At 61.7% G+C, this 17,905-nt stretch carries 16 protein-coding genes; 10 read left to right on the top strand and 6 right to left on the bottom strand.

The features are described 5' to 3' along the window. Positions 1 to 135 precede the first annotated feature (135 nt). From ACWHY3_RS05965 to ACWHY3_RS05955, 3 genes are all read left to right on the top strand, one after another. Positions 136 to 1,107: a DNA topoisomerase IB gene (locus tag ACWHY3_RS05965; RefSeq protein ID WP_448127828.1), complete on the top strand. Its 972-nt coding sequence runs from the start codon at positions 136 to 138 to the stop codon at positions 1,105 to 1,107. 123 nt (positions 1,108 to 1,230) lie between these two features. Then, on the top strand, positions 1,231 to 2,304 hold the full coding sequence (locus ACWHY3_RS05960; RefSeq protein ID WP_448127827.1) for a lactonase family protein: 1,074 nt from the start codon (positions 1,231 to 1,233) through the stop codon (positions 2,302 to 2,304). Positions 2,305 to 2,585: 281 nt separating this feature from the next. After that, complete coding sequence (locus ACWHY3_RS05955; RefSeq protein WP_087718092.1) at positions 2,586 to 4,823, top strand: NADP-dependent isocitrate dehydrogenase; 2,238 nt, start codon at positions 2,586 to 2,588, stop codon at positions 4,821 to 4,823. A 251-nt stretch (positions 4,824 to 5,074) separates the two neighbouring features. Here the strand turns inward: ACWHY3_RS05955 and ACWHY3_RS05950 are convergent, their stop codons facing one another. Continuing rightward, positions 5,075 to 6,547, bottom strand: coding sequence for a carbon starvation CstA family protein (locus ACWHY3_RS05950; RefSeq protein ID WP_087718093.1), 1,473 nt, complete (start codon positions 6,545 to 6,547; stop codon positions 5,075 to 5,077). 309 nt (positions 6,548 to 6,856) lie between these two features. Between ACWHY3_RS05950 and ACWHY3_RS05945 the strand changes: the two genes are divergently transcribed. From ACWHY3_RS05945 to ACWHY3_RS05925, 5 genes are all read left to right on the top strand, one after another. Next, positions 6,857 to 7,588 carry a murein L,D-transpeptidase catalytic domain family protein gene (locus tag ACWHY3_RS05945; protein WP_448127826.1) on the top strand — a complete coding sequence of 244 codons (732 nt, stop codon included), beginning with the start codon at positions 6,857 to 6,859 and terminating at the stop codon, positions 7,586 to 7,588. A gap of 82 nt (positions 7,589 to 7,670) precedes the next feature. Then, a complete protein-coding gene (locus tag ACWHY3_RS05940) occupies positions 7,671 to 8,780 on the top strand; it encodes a L,D-transpeptidase (RefSeq protein WP_087718094.1) in 1,110 nt (369 codons plus the stop codon). A 315-nt stretch (positions 8,781 to 9,095) separates the two neighbouring features. Then, on the top strand, positions 9,096 to 10,535 hold the full coding sequence (tnpC, locus tag ACWHY3_RS05935) for an IS66 family transposase (protein ID WP_023004967.1): 1,440 nt from the start codon (positions 9,096 to 9,098) through the stop codon (positions 10,533 to 10,535). 27 nt (positions 10,536 to 10,562) lie between these two features. After that, positions 10,563 to 11,018, top strand: a complete 456-nt coding sequence (locus ACWHY3_RS05930; protein ID WP_256961313.1) for a universal stress protein — start codon at positions 10,563 to 10,565, stop codon at positions 11,016 to 11,018. 110 nt (positions 11,019 to 11,128) lie between these two features. Continuing rightward, positions 11,129 to 11,398, top strand: a complete 270-nt coding sequence (locus tag ACWHY3_RS05925; protein WP_087720065.1) for a DksA/TraR family C4-type zinc finger protein — start codon at positions 11,129 to 11,131, stop codon at positions 11,396 to 11,398. A 50-nt stretch (positions 11,399 to 11,448) separates the two neighbouring features. On the opposite strand, the gene ACWHY3_RS05920 is transcribed toward ACWHY3_RS05925, so the two are convergent. Both ACWHY3_RS05920 and ACWHY3_RS05915 read right to left on the bottom strand, forming a co-directional pair. Further along, positions 11,449 to 12,495 (bottom strand): hypothetical protein, encoded by a 1,047-nt coding sequence (locus ACWHY3_RS05920; protein WP_448127825.1) that lies wholly within the window; start codon positions 12,493 to 12,495, stop codon positions 11,449 to 11,451. 160 nt (positions 12,496 to 12,655) lie between these two features. Beyond that, the gene (locus tag ACWHY3_RS05915; protein ID WP_448127824.1) at positions 12,656 to 13,354 is read right to left on the bottom strand and encodes a cation transporter; all 699 of its coding nucleotides are present in this window, start codon (positions 13,352 to 13,354) and stop codon (positions 12,656 to 12,658) included. A 64-nt stretch (positions 13,355 to 13,418) separates the two neighbouring features. On the opposite strand from ACWHY3_RS05915, the gene ACWHY3_RS05910 reads away from it, so the two are divergent. Together ACWHY3_RS05910 and ACWHY3_RS05905 are read left to right on the top strand one after the other, a co-directional pair. Continuing rightward, on the top strand, positions 13,419 to 13,850 hold the full coding sequence (locus ACWHY3_RS05910) for a MerR family transcriptional regulator (protein WP_448127823.1): 432 nt from the start codon (positions 13,419 to 13,421) through the stop codon (positions 13,848 to 13,850). Between the two features lie 13 nt (positions 13,851 to 13,863). Beyond that, positions 13,864 to 14,799 (top strand): LysR family transcriptional regulator, encoded by a 936-nt coding sequence (locus tag ACWHY3_RS05905; protein ID WP_087720062.1) that lies wholly within the window; start codon positions 13,864 to 13,866, stop codon positions 14,797 to 14,799. Between the two features lie 62 nt (positions 14,800 to 14,861). Here the strand turns inward: ACWHY3_RS05905 and nspC are convergent, their stop codons facing one another. From nspC to ACWHY3_RS05890, 3 genes are all read right to left on the bottom strand, one after another. Next, positions 14,862 to 16,034 (bottom strand): carboxynorspermidine decarboxylase, encoded by a 1,173-nt coding sequence (gene nspC / locus ACWHY3_RS05900; RefSeq protein WP_087720061.1) that lies wholly within the window; start codon positions 16,032 to 16,034, stop codon positions 14,862 to 14,864. Positions 16,035 to 16,041: 7 nt separating this feature from the next. Next, positions 16,042 to 17,241, bottom strand: a complete 1,200-nt coding sequence (locus ACWHY3_RS05895) for a saccharopine dehydrogenase family protein (RefSeq protein WP_448127822.1) — start codon at positions 17,239 to 17,241, stop codon at positions 16,042 to 16,044. Between the two features lie 274 nt (positions 17,242 to 17,515). Next, positions 17,516 to 17,839, bottom strand: coding sequence for a YnfA family protein (locus tag ACWHY3_RS05890; protein WP_332780087.1), 324 nt, complete (start codon positions 17,837 to 17,839; stop codon positions 17,516 to 17,518). Positions 17,840 to 17,905 lie beyond the last annotated feature (66 nt).

Below are 17,905 nucleotides of genomic sequence, written 5' to 3'. Positions count from 1 at the left end.
GAACCGAATCACGCCAAGTCTACGTCAAACGGGCCATCGGCGACCCTTTTGCCGAGGCTGGTCTATTCTGATCTCGAACCTGTTCCGCCACTGACGGCGAACGACATCGACCGGTTTCGGCAAAAGGAGCTTGCCATGACCACGACCTCCCCCCGGCGGGCGACCCGTCACCGCTGCGGCAAGGGCTTCACCTATCGCCTGCAGAACGGCAAGACGATGACCGACAAGGCCTGGCGTGACGTCGAGATCGTGCTCGACAAGCGTCACCATATCCATGCGACCGGTCGCGACGCTGCCGGTCGCAAGCAGTACATCTACAACGCCGATTGGCGCGAGAAGCGCGAGGTACTCAAGTTCGATCGGATGATCGAATTCGCGCAGCGTCTCACGCCCATGCGCCGGACGACCGGCCAGCATCTCGCGCTCGACGGCATGCCACGGGAGAAAGTGCTCGCCTGCATGGTGCGACTGATCGATGGCGCCTATTTTCGCCCCGGCAGCGAACGCTATCGTGAGGAGAACCACTCCTACGGCCTGACCACCATGCGTTCGAAACACCTGACCATCGACGGTGACGAGCTGATTTTCGACTACAAGGGCAAGAGCGGGCAGCAGCAGCACCGCGTGGTGGAAGACGAGCGTCTGGCGAAGATCGTCGCCGAGCTCGACGACATTCCCGGCTACGAGATCTTCAAATACTTCGACGACGACGGGCACAAAGTCCGGGTCGACAGTCACGATCTCAACGACTACGTCCACGACGTCATGGGTGAACGCTTCAGCGCCAAGGATTTTCGTACCTGGGCCGGCACATCGATCGCCGCGTTGGCGCTGGAAGAGGTCGGCCCGGGCGAGAATGACAAGGCCAGCCAGAAGAACATTCGCCAGGCCGTCGAGCGGGTCGCCAGGACGCTGGGCAACACGCCGAGCATCGCCAAGGCAAGCTACATCGATCCGCGTGTCGTGGAGTGCTATCTCGACGGACGCACGCTGGATCATTTCCGCAAGCTGGTGGAAACCGAACTGGAACAGGACGACGAGCTGACCGGACCGGACGAGCGCGCGATCCTCAATCTGCTGCAGAGCCGGCTCGAGGCGAAGCGCTGACGGCAACGGCGACGGCAACGGCAACGGCGGGCACGACTTATCGGCAATCGACGCCGGCACGCCGGCGATGCTAAAAGGAAGGTTTGTCCATCAAGCTCTGTTCATAAAGATAAGGAAAGCGCCATGAACCCAGCCGAACCTGCTATCGATACCGTCGTCTACGCCGCCAACGCAGGCGACGGAACCATCGGCAGCTATCGCCTGGATCGCCAGACCGAACAGCTGATCCCGCTGGCCACGACAGAGGCGGCCGAAAACGTCATGCCGTTGGCCATCAGCCCCGACAAGCAGATGCTCTACGCCGCCATCCGCAGCGATCCGCTACGGGTGCTGAGCTATCGCATCGAAGCGGGCACTGGCGCCCTGACCCCGCTCGGCAGCGGCGCGCTCTATGGCAGCATGGCTTATATCGCGACCGATCGCTCCGGGCGTTACCTGCTGGCAGCCTCCTACGGCGGCAATCTGGTCAGTGTCAGCCCCATCGATGACAACGGGGTCGCCGGCGATGCCACGCAGACACTGGAGACCGGCAGCCGCGCCCATGCGATCCTGTCCACGCCGGACAATCGCCATGTCTTCGCCACCAACCTGGGCGACGACCGGCTGGCCCAGTTCCATTTCGCCGATGGCGCCCTCGTCCCCAATGACCCGCCCGCGGCCAGGACGGCCGATGGCACCGGCCCGCGTCATTTCGTGTTCTCGCCCAGCGGTCGGTTCGTCTATGTCCTGGGGGAATTCAGCGCTACCGTCACGACCTTCGAACTCGATGCTCAGGATGGAACCCTGACCCAGATCGCCGTCTGCGAAGGGCTTCCCGAAGGGATGAACCTGGCGCCTGGCATGCCGCGGGAAGAGATCCCCGCCGGCGACGAGACGCCTCGCATCTGGGCGGCCGATCTGCACATCACCCCGGACGGCCGTCATCTGTACCTTTCCGAGCGCACCAGCAGCACGCTGAGCACGCTGCGGGCCAATCCGGATTCCGGCGAGCTGCATTTCGTTGGCAACCAGCCCACCGTCGAGCAGCCCCGCGGCTTCGAGGTCGACCCTACCGGCCGCTATCTGGTGGCCGCTGGTGAACTGAGCGATCACCTGGCGCTCTATCGCATAGAGCCGACCAGCGGCGAACTGGTTCACGTCAGCGACGCGCCGACCGGCAACAAGACCAATTGGGTGGAGATCGTGTCGCTCCGCTAGCCGCGATGATCGGACCGGCCGCGTGAATGCGTTGGTCACGTGGCGCTGGTATACTCTGGCGCGACCGCAGGTTGTCGACAACTTTCGATCGTCGATGCCGCGACCGAGTTCAGATCGCGATGGCGACCTTCATCAGGGTCTCGAAGGCCGCCATCGTGGTGCATCGCGCTCCACGGATCGAATCGTTCCCCTCGGTCCGCACAGGGAGCGCGACGCGCATTCGCGTTTCCGTAAGCGCTCGACACTTCGTGCCATTGCCAAAGAGAGGTTAACGAATAGACATGTCCAATACGCCGAAGATCATCTACACCCTGACTGACGAAGCGCCTGCCCTGGCCACCTACTCTCTGCTGCCGATCATCGAAGCCTTCACCGGTACTGCCGGCATCACGGTCGAGACTCGCGATATTTCCCTGGCCGCTCGAGTCCTGGCGCAGTTCCCGGACCTGCTCAATGACGAGCAGCGCGTCAGCGACGATCTGGCCGAGCTGGGCCAGCTGGCCACGACGCCGGAAGCCAACATCATCAAGCTGCCCAACATCAGCGCTTCCGGACCCCAGCTCAAGGCCACGATCAAGGAGCTGCAGAGCCAGGGCTATCCCCTGCCGGACTACCCGGACGAGCCGAAGAACGACGAAGAGAAAGCGATCAAGGCCAGCTACGACAAGGCCAAGGGCAGCGCGGTCAACCCGGTACTGCGTGAGGGTAACTCCGATCGTCGTGCCCCGAAGTCGGTCAAGAACTACGCCCGCAAGTATCCGCACCGCATGGGCGAGTGGAGCAGCGAATCGCAGTCTCACGTCGCCCACATGAGCGAAGGCGACTTCTACGGTAGCGAGCAGTCCGCCGTGATCGCCAAGGCCGGCAAGCTCAAGATCGAGCTGCAACAGAAAGACGGCACCCATATCACGCTGAAAGATGGCCTCGCCGTCAAGGAAAGCGAAGTCGTCGATGCTGCATGCATGAGCAGCCGCCGCCTGCGCAATTTCATCGACAGTGAAATCAAGGACGCCAAGAAACGCAACGTGCTGTTCTCGCTGCACCTGAAGGCGACCATGATGAAGGTCTCCGATCCGATCATGTTCGGCATCGTGGTCGAAGAGTTCTACAAGGACGTGCTCGAGAAGCACGCTGACGCGCTCAAGCTCGCGGGCTTCAATCCCAACAGCGGTATCGGCGATCTCTACAGCGCCATCGAGTCGCTGCCGAGCGAACAGCGCGACGCGATCACGAGCGACATCGAAGCGCTTTACAAAGAGCGCCCGCCGATGGCGATGGTCAACTCCCACAAGGGCATCACCAACCTGCACGTGCCCAGCGACGTGATCATCGACGCTTCCATGCCGGCGATGATTCGCGACTCCGGCAAGATGTGGGGCGCCGACGACCAGCTGCATGACGCCAAGGCGGTGATCCCGGACCGCTGCTACGCCACGATCTACCAGACGGTGATCGAGGACTGCAGGAAGAACGGTGCCTTCGACCCGACCACCATGGGCAGCGTGCCCAACGTCGGCCTGATGGCACAGAAGGCCGAAGAGTACGGTTCCCACGACAAGACGTTCCAGATTCCGGCAGACGGCACCGTCGTCGTCACCGACGAGAACGGCCAGACACTGTTCAGCCATGACGTCGAAGCCGGCGACATCTGGCGCATGTGCCAGACCAAGGACGCACCGATCAAGGACTGGGTCAAGCTGGCCGTCAGCCGAGCCCGCGAAAGCGGCGCACCGGCCATCTTCTGGCTCGACGCCAACCGCGCCCACGATGCCAAGCTGATCGAGAAGGTCGAGACCTACCTCAAGGATCACGACACCAGCGGTCTGGACATCCGCATCCTGGCGCCGGTAGAAGCGATGAAGGTCTCGCTGGAGCGCATCCGCAAGGGCGAGGACACCATCTCGGTGACCGGCAACGTGCTGCGCGACTACCTGACCGACCTGTTCCCGATCATGGAGCTCGGCACCAGCGCCAAGATGCTCTCCATCGTGCCGCTGATGAACGGCGGCGGCCTGTTCGAGACCGGTGCCGGCGGCTCCGCGCCCAAGCACGTCCAGCAGTTCCTGGAAGAGAACCACCTGCGTTGGGACTCGCTGGGTGAATTCCTGGCGCTGGCAGCCTCGCTCGAGCACCTCGGCAGCACCTTCGACAACGCTCGCGCCAAGATCCTGTCGGCCACGCTGGACAAGGCCAATGGCGAATTCCTCGACAGCGACAAGTCGCCCAAGCGTAAGGTCGGCGAGCTCGACAACCGCGGCAGCCACTTCTACCTGGCGCTCTACTGGGCGAAGGAACTGGCCGCGCAAACCGAGGACAGCGAGTTGAAGTCGCTGTTCGAAGAGATCGCCAGGACGCTGAGCGACAACGAGAAGACGATCGTCGACGAGCTCAATGCCGTGCAAGGCAAGCCGGTGGACATCAAGGGCTACTTCCACCCCAACGGCGAGCTGGTCAGCGAAGCCATGCGTCCCAGCAAGACGCTCAACGCCGCGCTGAACAAGCTCTACCAGGCGTCCTGATCGATCGACCGGCCCGGTATCGCCGAGCCGGTCATCGACCTGCCCTGCGCCGATAGCGGCGATACTGAAAAGAAGCGGGCCCGTGCCAATGGCACGGGCCCGTTTTCTTTGTGCTGCATGAAGTCCGTGCATCGAACGGACTTGTCTGTCAGGCGTTCTTGTCGAAAGCGCTTGTCGAGCGTTCCCGTTGAAAACTCTTGCCGAACGAGCCCGTTGGTCGGACAGGCTCGTTCAATGAAGCGAATCGGCGATCAGCTCGTGGCCAGGGCGCCGGTCGGCTTGCCATCCTTGAAGGTCGGCACTTCCGGCTCGTCGACGGCGAAGATGCCACCGCTCAGGCGGCGTACACGCTTCATGAACAGCGCGATGCAGATCAACGTACCGATGGCAGCCACGACGTAACTCATCTGCAGCGACAGGCCGAAACCGATCGGCGCATAGGCGAGATAGGTAAAGGTCGCCATGGTCATGAACGTCGCCGGAATCGACGTGATCAGATGCGGTTTACGCGCCAGCACCAGATACATGGTCGCAACCCACAGCGCGATGACGGCCGTGGTCTGGTTGGCCCAGGAGAAGTAGCGCCACAGCAGCGTGAAGTCCATGTGCGTCAGTCCGTAGGAGACCACGAACAGCGGTGCGGCAATGAAGATGCGCTTGACGATGGGGCGCTGATCGATCTTCAGATAATCGGCAATGATCATGCGCGCACTACGGAATGCCGTGTCGCCGGAAGTGATCGGCAGCACGATCACGCCGAGAACCGCCAGCGTACCGCCAATGGCGCCCAGCATGGTGGTGGAAACTTCACTGACCACTGCCGCCGGGCCACCGGCCGCCAGCACGTCCGACAGCGACTGGTCACCATGGAAAAGACTCATGGCGGCTGCCGCCCAGATCATCGCGATGACGCCTTCGGTGATCATCATGCCGTAGAAGATCTTGCGGCCATTGCCTTCGTTCTCGGTCGTCCGCGAAATGATCGGCGTCTGGGTAGCGTGGAAGCCCGAAAGCGCCCCGCAGGAGATGGTCAAAAACAGCAGCGGGAAGATCGGAGCCCCTTGCGGATGCATGTTCTGGAACGACAGCTCGGGGATCGGTGCGCCAGTGAAGATCATGCCGAGCCCGATGCCCAGTGCGCTGAATAGCAGCAGCGCACCGAAATAGGGATAGATACGCCCGATCACCTTGTCGATCGGCAGCAACGTCGCCACCAGATAGTAGGCAAAAATCACCATTGTGATCAGCGTGATCGACAGCGGCGTCATGTTGGCCAGCAGTGCCGCGGGAGACGTCACGAAGACCGTACCCACCAGCAGCAGCAACAGGATGGCAAAGCCGTTGACGACATGCTTCATGATCTTGCCCAGGAACTTGCCGGCCAGTTGCGGCAGATGCGCACCGTGATTGCGGATCGAGATCATGCCCGTCAGATAGTCGTGCACGGCGCCGGCGAAAATACAGCCGATCACGATCCAGACGAAGGCCACCGGGCCATAGAGCGCGCCGAGGATAGGACCGAAAATCGGTCCCACACCGGCGATGTTGAGCAGCTGAATCAGCGAGTTGCGCGTCGTGTTCATCGGCACGTAGTCGATGTTGTCGCGCATGGTGAACGCGGGCGTGCGACGCTTGCGGTCGGTCACGAACACCCGTTCCACGAATTTTCCGTACGTGAAGTAGCCCACTATCAAAAGCAGGATCGATGCAATGAATGTAATCATCTAGGGCCCCTGGAGCAGAGAGGACGCCTTGTGGGCATCCGGCAGGTACTTTTATCGGTACGTTTGGCGAACCAATAGCGGTCGCAGTCTGGCTATCCGCGTCAATTTACGAAGAAGGCTAAGTAATGACATCTAGACTTTAGTGGCAGAGCCACACTTCGCGGTGCTTGCCTGGCTTCGCATCGTCCCGCATGCTGAAGACCCTCCAATGGCACGGTTCGTCCTGCTTCGATGATCAAGACCCTCTTCTCGCTACCCTCGTTGTCCTCGGTATCCCGCTCGGCCGCCTTGTGCTTTCTGGTAGGCAGCATGGCGTCGACTCTGATCGCAGCACCCGCGGTCGCGGCGACACCACCAGTTTCCCCCGACCTGCTGGCCCGCGCCGACACGGTGTCTCGACCCACCGCGACATCGCTCGAGCGTCTCGCGCCGGATGCGGACCCGGATGTCATCGCCCTCGGGCTTGCGACCATGCAGTGCGCGCAGCGCCATGGCGTGGGCGAAACCGCACAGCGCCTCGCGGTCATCGATTACAGCCGTTCTTCGCTGACACCGCGTCTATGGGTTTTCGACCTGAAGCACGACAAGCTTTTGTATCGGGAAGTCGTGGCTCACGGCCAGGGCTCGGGCGGCGATATTCCGGATCGATTCTCCAATCAGGAAGGCTCGCATGCCTCGAGCCTGGGGCTGTTCGTCACTCGCCAGACCTATGAAGGCAAGAACGGCTACTCGCTGCGTCTGGATGGACTGGAACCCGGCTTCAACGATGCCGCCATGAGTCGCGCCATCGTGATACACGGCGCCGATTACGTCGATCCAGAAAGCGGCGAACGCCAGGGCCGGCTGGGGCGAAGCTGGGGCTGCCCTGCCCTGCGCCCGGATGTCGCTGGTGACGTCATCGACGTTCTCAAGGAAGGCCAGTTCGTCTTCTCCTATTACCCCGAGCGGGAGTGGCTGATGCATTCCGCGCTGGCGCAATGCGCTCAGGCCCGTATCGACGATCGCGAAAGCCCTGACGACGCTCTCCTCAGCTCGCGTTGACCAGGCAGGCTAGCGCCGGCGGGTTGCCAGACCGACTCGCGCGTACGACATTGAGAAAGAGAAGGCCAATCGGGGAGCCAGCATGTCGCGTCTTGGAACCATACTGCTACTGACCGCCGCCCTGCTGTTCTCGTCAACGAGCTTCGCGGTGCCCTTCTGGGGCGAAAAGCAATCCAGCCCCGTCGATACACCGGTGGATCATCTCTCACCGGGGGCCTGGATCTGGGGCGGCGACGACAAGCGCGGCGGACCGCTGGCCGTCATCGTCAGCCTGACCGAACAGCGCGCCTATGTTTATCGCAACGGCATCTTGATCGGGGTGACCACGATCAGCAGCGGTCGCGAGGGCTACGAAACGCCGACCGGGGTCTTTACCGTGCTGCAGAAAGACAAGGACCACCGCTCCAACCTCTACGGCAATGCGCCGATGCCTTATCAGCAGCGCCTGACCTGGGACGGCGTGGCGCTGCACGCCGGCGGCCTGCCGGGTTATCCCGAATCCCACGGCTGTATCCATCTGCCGAGCGAATTTGCACGCCTGCTGTTCGATGCTTCCAATATCGGCATGACCGTTGTCGTGGCACAGGAGGGCCAGGCGCCCGTCTCGGTCGTTCATCCGGGCCCGTTGAGCCCCATCGATGCCGACACCGGTGCCGATATCGATATGCCGATGCTGACCAGTGGCAGCAGCTGGCGATGGGTCATGGATCCGCCCACCCAAGGCCCGGTTTCCATGGTATTGAGCCGCAGCGATCGCATGATCGTGGTCTATCGCAACGGCGTCGAGATCGGACGCTCGCGCGTCGAGCTCGGTCGACCGGACATCATGACGGGTACCCGCGCCTATATCGTCGAAGGGCATTTCCAGCCCCCAAACCCGCGGCAACTCTCTCGGGAAGGCGACGAAGCACATCCGCGCACGCCCCCCATGCCGACGTGGATTGCGATTGGCGTACCGGGCTACGAAGCCGGCCAGGCGGTGCCGGCCGACATCGTCAATCAGGTGACCGTGCCGGAGGGCTTCAAAAGAAAGGTGCTGCCCCTGCTGGAACCGGGCACCGTGCTGGTCGCCACCGATGCTCATCTCACCGCCGAAAGCAGTGGCGAGTCACTGCGCGTCATCGACAGCGTCGGCCCTCGCAGCTGGCTGGACGATGTCGCAACGCAGCGCCATGTCGGGACGGACCGCTAGGGCCTTCGAGACCGATCGTAATGCGTCATGTCGTGCGACATTTATCCACTATGACATTCCTCGCGGATGGCATATGTTGATAGTCGCAAAGCGAGTCGGAGAGCCGCAGCGCGGTGACGACCAGAGACCAGGCGTTCCCCGAGCGCTTCCATTCGATGCTGTCACAACCGAGAGGTGCCCATGTTCAAGTCGCTGCTGGTTCCTATCGATGGTTCCGAGGACGTAACTATTCAGGTGGCTGCGGATGGCATGTCGCCAACCACCTGATTTTTTTGGCATAGTGTGCCTGATCCTTCGGCACGTCTATGCGGTGACATGACCATCAGCGATATCAACGTCGACGAGGCCCTGGAACGGGTCCGGCAGCAGCTCAAGGAAGACCACACGGTCTCGCCTTCCTTGCGTGCTGCCATCGACGTGCTGATGCTGCTGGTCAAGCTGATGGCCGACCGACTGGCCACCAGCAGCCGCAACAGCAGCAAGCCGCCGTCACAAGACCCCAACCGCCAACGCCGTTCCCGGGCCAAGGGCGAGCGTCGCCCTGGCGGGCAACCGGGTCACGAAGGCAAGACGCTGGCGCCGGTCACCGATCCCGACGAGATCGTGTCGTTGCGCGTCGATCGCCGCACCTTGCCCAAAGGGCGCACCTATCGCTCGGTCGGCATCGAAACGCGCCAGGTGCAAGACATCGTGATCCAGGCCGTCGTCACCGAGTATCGCGCCGAGGTGCTGGAGGACGATCTCGGGCGGCGCCATGTGGCGCCGTTTCCCGACGGCGTGACCCGCCCGATCCAGTATGGCCCACGTCTCAAGGCGCATGTCGTCTATCTCTCGCAGTATCAGTTGCTGCCCTATGCCCGCATCCAGGCGCTGCTGGCCTCACAGTGCGATCTATCGCTGAGCACCGGCACGCTGTTCGCCTTCAATCAAGAGGCCTATCAGCGCGCCGAGGCGTTTGCCGAGTGGGCGATCCCGGCGCTGAGGCAAGCCGCGACCGTGCATGCCGACGAGACCGGGATGCAGGTCGGCGGCAAGCGCTACTGGCTGCACAGCGCCTCGAATGACGCCCTGACCTACTTGGCGCCTCACGCCAAGCGAGGTCAGGAGGCCATGGATGCCATCGGCATCCTGCCCTATGTCCAGGGGGTGCTGGTGCATGATCACTGGAAGCCTTACTACCGCTACGCGGATTGCCGCCACGCACTTTGCAACGCCCATCACCTGCGTGAATTGACTGCGGCCTGGGAAAATGACCACCAAAAGTGGGCCAAGGCGCTGCATGATCTGCTGCTGGAGATGCATCAGGCCGTTGACGCTGCCGGTGGCACGCTCTCGCCCGAAGAGGCGCAACGCTGGCGAGTCCGCTATCGGCAGTGCCTGACAGAGGGTGAGACCGAGTGTCCGCCACCGATCCCACCACCACCGGGAAAGCGCGGTCGTGCCAAACGTACCAAGGCACGTAACCTGCTCGAACGTCTCCAGGCGTACGAGGACGATGTGCTGCGTTTCCTCGACGACCCCGCCGCGCCCTTCACCAATAACCAAGGGGAGCGTGACCTGCGGATGACCAAGGTCCAGCAGAAGATTTCAGGCTGTTTCCGCTCCTGGGAAGGTGCCGAGATCTTCTGCCGGATGCGCAGCTTCCTCTCGACGGCGGTCAAGCAGGGCCTGGCAGCGCACACCGCACTAGAACAGTTGTTTGCCGGTGAAGTGCCCGAATTCATGCGTCGGGACGGCCTGGATCAGGCAGCGTGACCTGAATAGTTACCCGAGGACTCCCACATCGCGCTCAACGTCGCCTGCCAGTTGGCGGCACCGGTACAGGGGAAGCTGTACCTGTTGAACGTTCGCGATCCCTACCCACAGCTGCACGACGCCGAATTATTGAGTGTCGAAGCGGCGATCAAGGCTGCCTCGGTAGAGACTGCCAATCGGGAAGGCCGTGCCATTCTCGATGCCGCGCTGGATACCCTCCCCTCCTTCCCCGGCTATAACGGCGAATTCGATCTCCTCATCAAGCAGGGGTCGCCAGCGCGCGTCATCGTCTCCGAAGCCGAACGGCTGGGCGTCGATGCCATCGTGATGGGCAGCCGTGGCGTAGGACAGTTCAAAGGCCTGATGATCGGCAGCGTATCGCACAAGGTGACGCACGTTGCCAAGTGTCGCGTCATCTGTGTACATGAGACGCCGCACCAGCATGCCACTCGGGCGACCCATGAGTTCGTCGACTTCGACTGATTCTCGGCGCTCGCGCAGGCAATATCATGGCGGCCTTGCGAGACATGACCCTCTGCCGCCCTGCTCGATGAGACCAGAGCGTACCGACAGGTTTCAAAAGGAGAGCATCCATGGCTAGCGGCTGGGCAAAAGATGGCGCAGTGCAGGAGCAAATCGACAGCACCGTCGAAGACGGTATTCAGGAAGCCCGCCAGCGGCTCCGCGGCCAGGGTCCGAGCCTGGCGATCTGTGAAGAGTGCGAAGCCCCGATCCCGGAGGCGCGTCGTCAGGCAGTACCTGGCGTTCGGCTATGCATCGCCTGTCAGAGCGAAGCGGACCGCCACCAGACCCATCGTGCCAACTACAATCGCCGCGGTAGCAAAGACAGCCAGCTGCGCTAGCCGAGCGTAACCCTCCGTCAGGGCGGAGTCCTTGGCGTTTCGGGATTCGATTACAACCGTTCCAGTAGATCCCAGATCACACGCTTTTGCAGCTGTCCTGCTCGCTCCCGCGATATCCGCAGCCGCTCATCGTCGCCCGGGCCATCCTGCTCGCGACCGCCGAACACCTTCTCGAATGACACGTGCGGGAAGAAATGCTTCTGAAGGCGAAGATTCTCTTCCCGATGATGCGCCATGATATGCCTCGCCAACGCGGGATCCATGAAGGAGGCCTCCCTCTGGAACAACTCGCTGTCGGCGCCGAACGTCCTGATCAGCCGTTGTTTCAGACTGTCGTCGTGGATATCCCGAAAGAGCGTTTTTCGCCCAGCGAGCACCTCGCAGAGAAAGGGATTCAAGCTGAGGTTGCTACGGGCCTGATCGAACGACAATGTGGACGGGTCATCGACCAGACGGCCGAAAAAGTCCTGCAGTAGCTCACCGCCGCGCAACGCCTCCGGCAGCACTGGTCTTATCGTGACACTATCCGCGCCGTAGAGCTTGCCGAAGGCCTGCCCGACCGCCAGATAGTGCGGATTGGCGCGACGCAACGCCTCCTGGCTGTATTCCGCGAATGTCTTGCCCTCCTTGAAATCCCACTGCTGCCAGGCGGAAAGAAGATAGTCGTCCTGGCGACGGATGTAATAGATCACCTGGACGACATCGAAGTAGTCGGCAAGTGCACGGTGGATACGCTCTCCGATCGGTCCCATCAGATGATTGATCAGATTTTCCGCGGAAATCACGAACGTCGCGTCCGGCCACGATGGCGACTCCCGCCAGGCCCGCAAGCGTGCTTCAAGGGGCCCGATATCGCCGAGTTCCATCAGCCGGCGAAAGAACTCCCGCGGCGTTTCGCCCTGAGAATCGAACCCTGCCTCGCCGGGCAAGCGCAACTGAGGATCCGGCACGACGACACGGTGATCCGCCAATACCTGGCGATTGGCAATGAGCGAACGCTGTATGCTGGTCGAACCGCACTTTGCGTGTCCTGGGTGGAGCAGTAATCTCATGGCAGCCCTCGTGGGTAGCAAGCCGTAATGCCAAGATTTAGCCATTACCCACTCCAAGGCAACCAATCACGCAGCCATGCCCATGAAACCGTAAAATAGACTGACCGGACTCATGGCAACGGCTGAGCCGCGTCATTAATCCAATTGGGGAAATCCGCCTTCGTGAGAATCTCCTGTCGTTACCAGGCGCAATCCAAACCAATTGTCAGCGACAGCACGATGACTGCTGACAGGTATCGCGCTTTGCGACTGATTCGCTCCCCTCACCTTCTGCCTTGACCGCACGAGGCCCGGAAGCACGCCACTCTCGTGATGCCTCGCCAAGCACCCGCCACGCGGAATGCAAAAACAGTCCGGCAATGATCAGGCCGACCACCACGTCCGGCCAGCGCGTCCGGGTTACACCGACCAGCACCGCTGCAATGATCACGCCCGTGTTGGCGATCAGGTCGTTGCGCGAGCAAAGCCAGGTCGAGCGCATGTTGATGTCGTCGCTGCGAAAGCGGTAGAGCATCAAAAAGCAGATGCTGTTCGCCATCAGTGCAATCACCCCGACGACTCCCATCGCCTCTGCCGTGGGTGCGGCGCCCGCCACGCTCTTGTAGATGGCCTCGCCGATCACGGCGACACCGAATATCAGCATGAAGCCGCCCTTCACCAGGCTGGCCGCCGCTCTCTCCCGGTCGCTGCGATGCAGCGTGTACAGCGTCAGCGCGTAGACGGTGGTATCGCCGAACATATCGAGCGAATCCCCCAGCAAGGCCGTCGAGCCGATGACCCAGCCGGCGATGAACTCGAACAGAAACATGAACCCGTTGATCGCCAGTACGGCGTAAAGCACCTTTGCCTGACGCTCACGCAACAGGGCCAGTTCACTGGATTTGTTTTCGCAGCAGGCATCCATCATTACACTCCCATTCGTCACTCCTGATAGGATCGGGGGTTATAGTCGCTATAGAGTCAAGCCGATGAATCATGCCTGTGCTACCCCGCCCGAGCCCTACACGATCGGCCAGCTTGCCAGGTTGACCGGTGTGAAAGCGGTCACCATCCGTTACTACGAGAAGGCGGATCTGTTGCCCGCCGCCAGGCGTACGGCCTCGGGCTATCGACTCTACTCGTCGGTCGAACGAGACCGTCTGCGCTTCATCAGACGCTGTCGTCACCTGGGACTGGGGCTCGACGACGTCAAAGCGCTGCTGCGGCTCTCGGATGAACGCGAGGCTCCCTGTCACCAGGTGGATGCCATCATCCATCAACAGCGCGAGCATGTCCGCGACCGCATTCGGGATCTCCAGGCGCTGGAGCAGGAGCTGGATCGTCTGGAAGGAGCCTGTCGGGCCGAGACCATCGGCGAGTGCAAGATCATCGAGTCGCTGTCGCGACCTACCGAGCGCTGAAGGAACCCGCCTAATGCATTTCGATCTCGCCGATCTGCGCATCTTCGTCCATGTCGCCGAAGAGAACAGCCTGACGGCAGGCGCCCAGCGCGCGCATCTCTCGACGGCAGCGGTCAGCGGCCGCATCAAGTCACTCGAGGCGCAACTGGAAAGCCGGCTGTTCTATCGCAGCAGCCAGGGGGTCGAACTGACACCCGCCGGCGAGCGACTGCTGCAACATGCGCGCCTCATCCTGCGCCAGGTCGAGCGCGTCAAGAGCGAATTTTCCGGCTACGCCAGCGATGCCATCGGCCACCTGCGGATATTCGCCAACACGACGGCGGTCATCGAGTTCATGCCAGAGGTGCTCGCCGATTTCCTCGCGTCACGCCCCGGTATCACCGTGGACCTGCAGGAGCGTCTGACCAACGACATCATTCGCGGCGTTCTCGATGGCACCGCCGACATGGGCATTCTCGGCATCATGGTCGGCGTCGACGTGCCCTCCCGGCTGAAGACCCTGCCGTTCAGCCGGGACAGGCTGGTACTGGCGACCCCGCTCGATCATCCTTTGGCTGAGCGCGAGGAGATCACCTACGAAGACGCCCTGGACTATCCGCATGTCACTCTGCATGAGGGCAGTACCCTGTTTCATTATCTGGAAAGCAAGGCGCTGGAGTTCGGCAAGCCGCTGCCGGTCAGGATCCAGGTGTTCGGTTTCGAATCGGCGTGCCGCATGATCGAGGCTGGCGTCGGCGTCGGAATTCTCCCCGAATCCTGTGCCTTGCGTTATCGGGACCACATGCGACTGAGCGTGCGCCACTTGAGCGACGCCTGGGCTTATCGGGAACGCAGCGTGCTGATCCGCGAAGATCATGTTCTTCCAAGCTTCGGCCAGGAACTGCTGGATATCATCACGCAGTACCAGTCTTCCCGGCAGATTTCACCGGAGCAGCCGACACCCGTCTAGCTATGAAAAACGCCCCGCATTGCAAATGCGGGGCGTCGAAGGCACGAACCTTCCCTATGAACTCAACTCAGCCGCTGCATATAGTCCACGTAGCCGAAGGTCTTGACCGTGCGGACTTCCCGGCTCTCTTCGTCGATCCGGCAGATCGACGGCAGCCGGATGCCGTTGAACGTCGTGGTCTTGACCATGGTGTAGTGCGCCATGTCGGTGAAGACCAGGCGATCGCCAATCTCGAGCGGCGCATCGAATGCGTAGTCGCCGATCACGTCGCCGGCCAGGCAGGTCGTGCCGCCCAGGCGATAGGTGTATGCCTTCTCGCCAGGTTTGGCGGCGCCGATGATTTCGGGCCGATACGGCATCTCCAGCACGTCGGGCATGTGTGCCGTCGCCGAGGTGTCCAGAATCGCGATGGGGCCATCGTTCTCGACGATATCCAGCACGGTGCAGACGAGATAGCCGGTATTCAGCGCGATCGCTTCACCCGGCTCGAGGTAGACCTCCAGATGCGGGTAGCGCGACCGGAACTCGCGAATCACCCGTATCAGCCGCTCCACATCGTAGTCGGCACGCGTGATGTGGTGGCCGCCGCCGAAGTTTACCCAGCGAAGCCCGCCCAGATACTGCCCGAACCTGGTCTCGAACGCCGCCAGCGTCTCTTCCAGCGCATCGCTGTTCTGCTCGCACAGCGCGTGAAAATGCAGCCCCTCCAGCCCTGCGAGATCTTCCGGGGCCAGATCCGCCGCCCGCGTGCCCAGGCGCGAGCCCGCTGCACAGGGGTCGTAGAGCGCAACCTCACCGGTGGAATGCTCGGGATTGACGCGCAGCCCGCACGATACCTTGCGCGGGGCCGCTTTCACGGTTTCACGAAAATGACGCCACTGGCGCGGCGAATTGAAGCTGAGGTGATCGGCGTAGCGCAGCACCACGTCCATCTCCGGCGCGGTAAACGCCGGAGAATAGACATGCACCTCGCCGCCGAACGTCTCGGCGCCGAGGCGGGCCTCGTCCTGCCCGCTGGCGGTGGTCCCGACCAGATACTGGCTGACCAGCGGGAAGGTGTTCCACATGGCGAACCCCTTCAGCGCCAGCAGGATCTTGGCGCCACTGTCGGCCTGCACGCGGCCCAGCAGCTCCAGATTGCGACGCAACAGGGCGTCGTCGACCACGTAGGCCGGCGACGGGCTAGCGCTGATGTCGAAGGGATAGCCTTCGGCCTTGGAGGAAATATCAGTCATCGCGCGCTCAGGCCAGCGGGTCTTGATCGGGATCTAGCTCGACCATCTGCCACGGCAGCCCCATCTCGCCGATGCGCTCCATGAACGGGTTGGGGTCGAGCTGTTCGACATTGAACACGCCCTCGCCTTTCCAGATGCCTTGCAGCATCAGCATCGCCCCGGTCACCGCCGGCACGCCGGTAGTGTAGGAGATCGCCTGGGATTTGACTTCCTCGTAGCACTTCTCGTGATCGCAGATGTTGTAGATGTACACCTTACGACGCTTGCCATCCTTGATGCCGTCGAGGATGACACCGATGTTGGTCTTGCCCTTGGTGCGCGGGCCGAGCGAAGCCGGGTCCGGCAGCACCTTCTTGAGGAACTGCAGCGGCGAGATCTCGACGCCATCGACCTCGATCGGTTCGATGCTGGTCATGCCGACGTTTTCGAGCACCTTCAGATGCGTGATGTACTTCTCGGAAAAGGTCATCCAGAACCGAATGCGTTCCAGTCCCTTGATGTTCTGGGACAGCGACTCGAGCTCTTCGTGATAAAGCAGGTAAAGATCCTTTTCGCCGATGCCGTCGAAGTCGAACTTGCGCTTCTCGGCCAGTGGCGCGGTCTCGACCCATTCGCCCTTCTCCCAGTAACGTCCGTTCGCAGTGATCTCGCGAATGTTGATTTCCGGGTTGAAGTTGGTCGCGAACGGATAGCCATGATCGCCACCGTTGGCATCCAGGATGTCGATGCGATGGATTTCGTCGAACAGGTTCTTCTGACCGTAGGCGCAGTAGATGTTGGTCATGCCCGGATCGAAGCCGCAGCCCAGCGTGGCCATCGCGCCCGCGCTTTCGTAACGATCCTGGAACGCCCACTGCTCCTTGTACTCGAACTTGGCCTCGTCCGGGTGTTCGTAGTTGGCGGTATCCAGATACGGCACGCCGGTCTGCAGACAGGCTTCCATGATGGTCAGGTCCTGATACGGCAGGGCCACATGGATCAGAATGTCCGGCTTGAACGACTCGATCAACGCGACCAGGGCTTCGACGCTGTCGGCATCGACCTGGGCGGTCTGGATCGGACGCGGCAACTGCTCGGCGATCGCCTTGCACTTGGCTTCGTTGCGGCTGGCAAGACAGATCTCGCTGAACACCTCGGGATGCTGCGCGCACTTATGGGTCACGACACCACCGACGCCGCCGGCACCAACAATCAGGACTTTGCTCATGAATTCCTTCCAGATCGGGAAAAGTCAACAGTGATAAGGTCTTATCGGTAGTGGGCAACTAACCTTTCAAGATTCAGCGCACCCCGACCCGATGCCACCCCGGTCTTGGTCCCCCTCCCGATCCATCGGGACCGGCAAGAGGCCGCAGATGATGACCTCGTCAGAGACTGGTCTCAAGACTTTTTCGCGTCAAATGCCAGCGGATTTTAGCGGCGGTTGGTGACAACCGTATTGAGCGTTGTCTTCCGGGCAATGCCATGCCTTCAGACGCCTCTCAACCACGCGGCCCGAACAGTATGACCCCGGCGCCGACCAGACAGATCGTCGCACCGGCCACGTCCCATCGATCGGGCATGCGCTGCTCGACCACCCATAGCCACAATAGCGACGCGAGGATATAGACACCGCCATAGGCGGCATAAGCGCGACCGGCGTAGTCACTATCCACCAGGGTCAACAGCCAGGCGAACAGCATCAGGCTCATGACGCCGGGAACCATCCACAGAGGCGATCGATCCAGCCGCCACCATGCCCAGAAAGCGAAACAGCCGGCGATTTCTGCCACTGCCGCGGCGAGATAAATGAGAGGAGTCAACACAGCAAACGGCCCATGTGGTGATGAGCGAGACACTTTCCGGTCTCGCTAGCGAGACTGCAAGCCCTG

It is taken from the genome of Salinicola sp. NYA28a (genome assembly GCF_976982775.1).
This window is presented reverse-complemented; position numbering and strand designations above follow the sequence as displayed.

Excerpts from the sequence above, each read along its gene's own strand:
- ACWHY3_RS05965 (WP_448127828.1), top strand. The coding sequence starts at position 136 with ATGACCACGACCTCCCCCCGGCGGGCGACCCGTCACCGCTGCGGCAAG.
- ACWHY3_RS05960 (WP_448127827.1), top strand. The coding sequence starts at position 1,231 with ATGAACCCAGCCGAACCTGCTATCGATACCGTCGTCTACGCCGCCAAC.
- ACWHY3_RS05955 (WP_087718092.1), top strand. The coding sequence starts at position 2,586 with ATGTCCAATACGCCGAAGATCATCTACACCCTGACTGACGAAGCGCCT.
- ACWHY3_RS05950 (WP_087718093.1), bottom strand. The coding sequence starts at position 6,547 with ATGATTACATTCATTGCATCGATCCTGCTTTTGATAGTGGGCTACTTC.
- ACWHY3_RS05945 (WP_448127826.1), top strand. The coding sequence starts at position 6,857 with ATGGCGTCGACTCTGATCGCAGCACCCGCGGTCGCGGCGACACCACCA.
- ACWHY3_RS05940 (WP_087718094.1), top strand. The coding sequence starts at position 7,671 with ATGTCGCGTCTTGGAACCATACTGCTACTGACCGCCGCCCTGCTGTTC.
- tnpC (WP_023004967.1), top strand. The coding sequence starts at position 9,096 with ATGACCATCAGCGATATCAACGTCGACGAGGCCCTGGAACGGGTCCGG.
- ACWHY3_RS05925 (WP_087720065.1), top strand. The coding sequence starts at position 11,129 with ATGGCTAGCGGCTGGGCAAAAGATGGCGCAGTGCAGGAGCAAATCGAC.
- ACWHY3_RS05920 (WP_448127825.1), bottom strand. The coding sequence starts at position 12,495 with ATGGCTAAATCTTGGCATTACGGCTTGCTACCCACGAGGGCTGCCATG.
- ACWHY3_RS05915 (WP_448127824.1), bottom strand. The coding sequence starts at position 13,354 with ATGGATGCCTGCTGCGAAAACAAATCCAGTGAACTGGCCCTGTTGCGT.
- ACWHY3_RS05910 (WP_448127823.1), top strand. The coding sequence starts at position 13,419 with ATGAATCATGCCTGTGCTACCCCGCCCGAGCCCTACACGATCGGCCAG.
- ACWHY3_RS05905 (WP_087720062.1), top strand. The coding sequence starts at position 13,864 with ATGCATTTCGATCTCGCCGATCTGCGCATCTTCGTCCATGTCGCCGAA.
- nspC (WP_087720061.1), bottom strand. The coding sequence starts at position 16,034 with ATGACTGATATTTCCTCCAAGGCCGAAGGCTATCCCTTCGACATCAGC.
- ACWHY3_RS05895 (WP_448127822.1), bottom strand. The coding sequence starts at position 17,241 with ATGAGCAAAGTCCTGATTGTTGGTGCCGGCGGCGTCGGTGGTGTCGTG.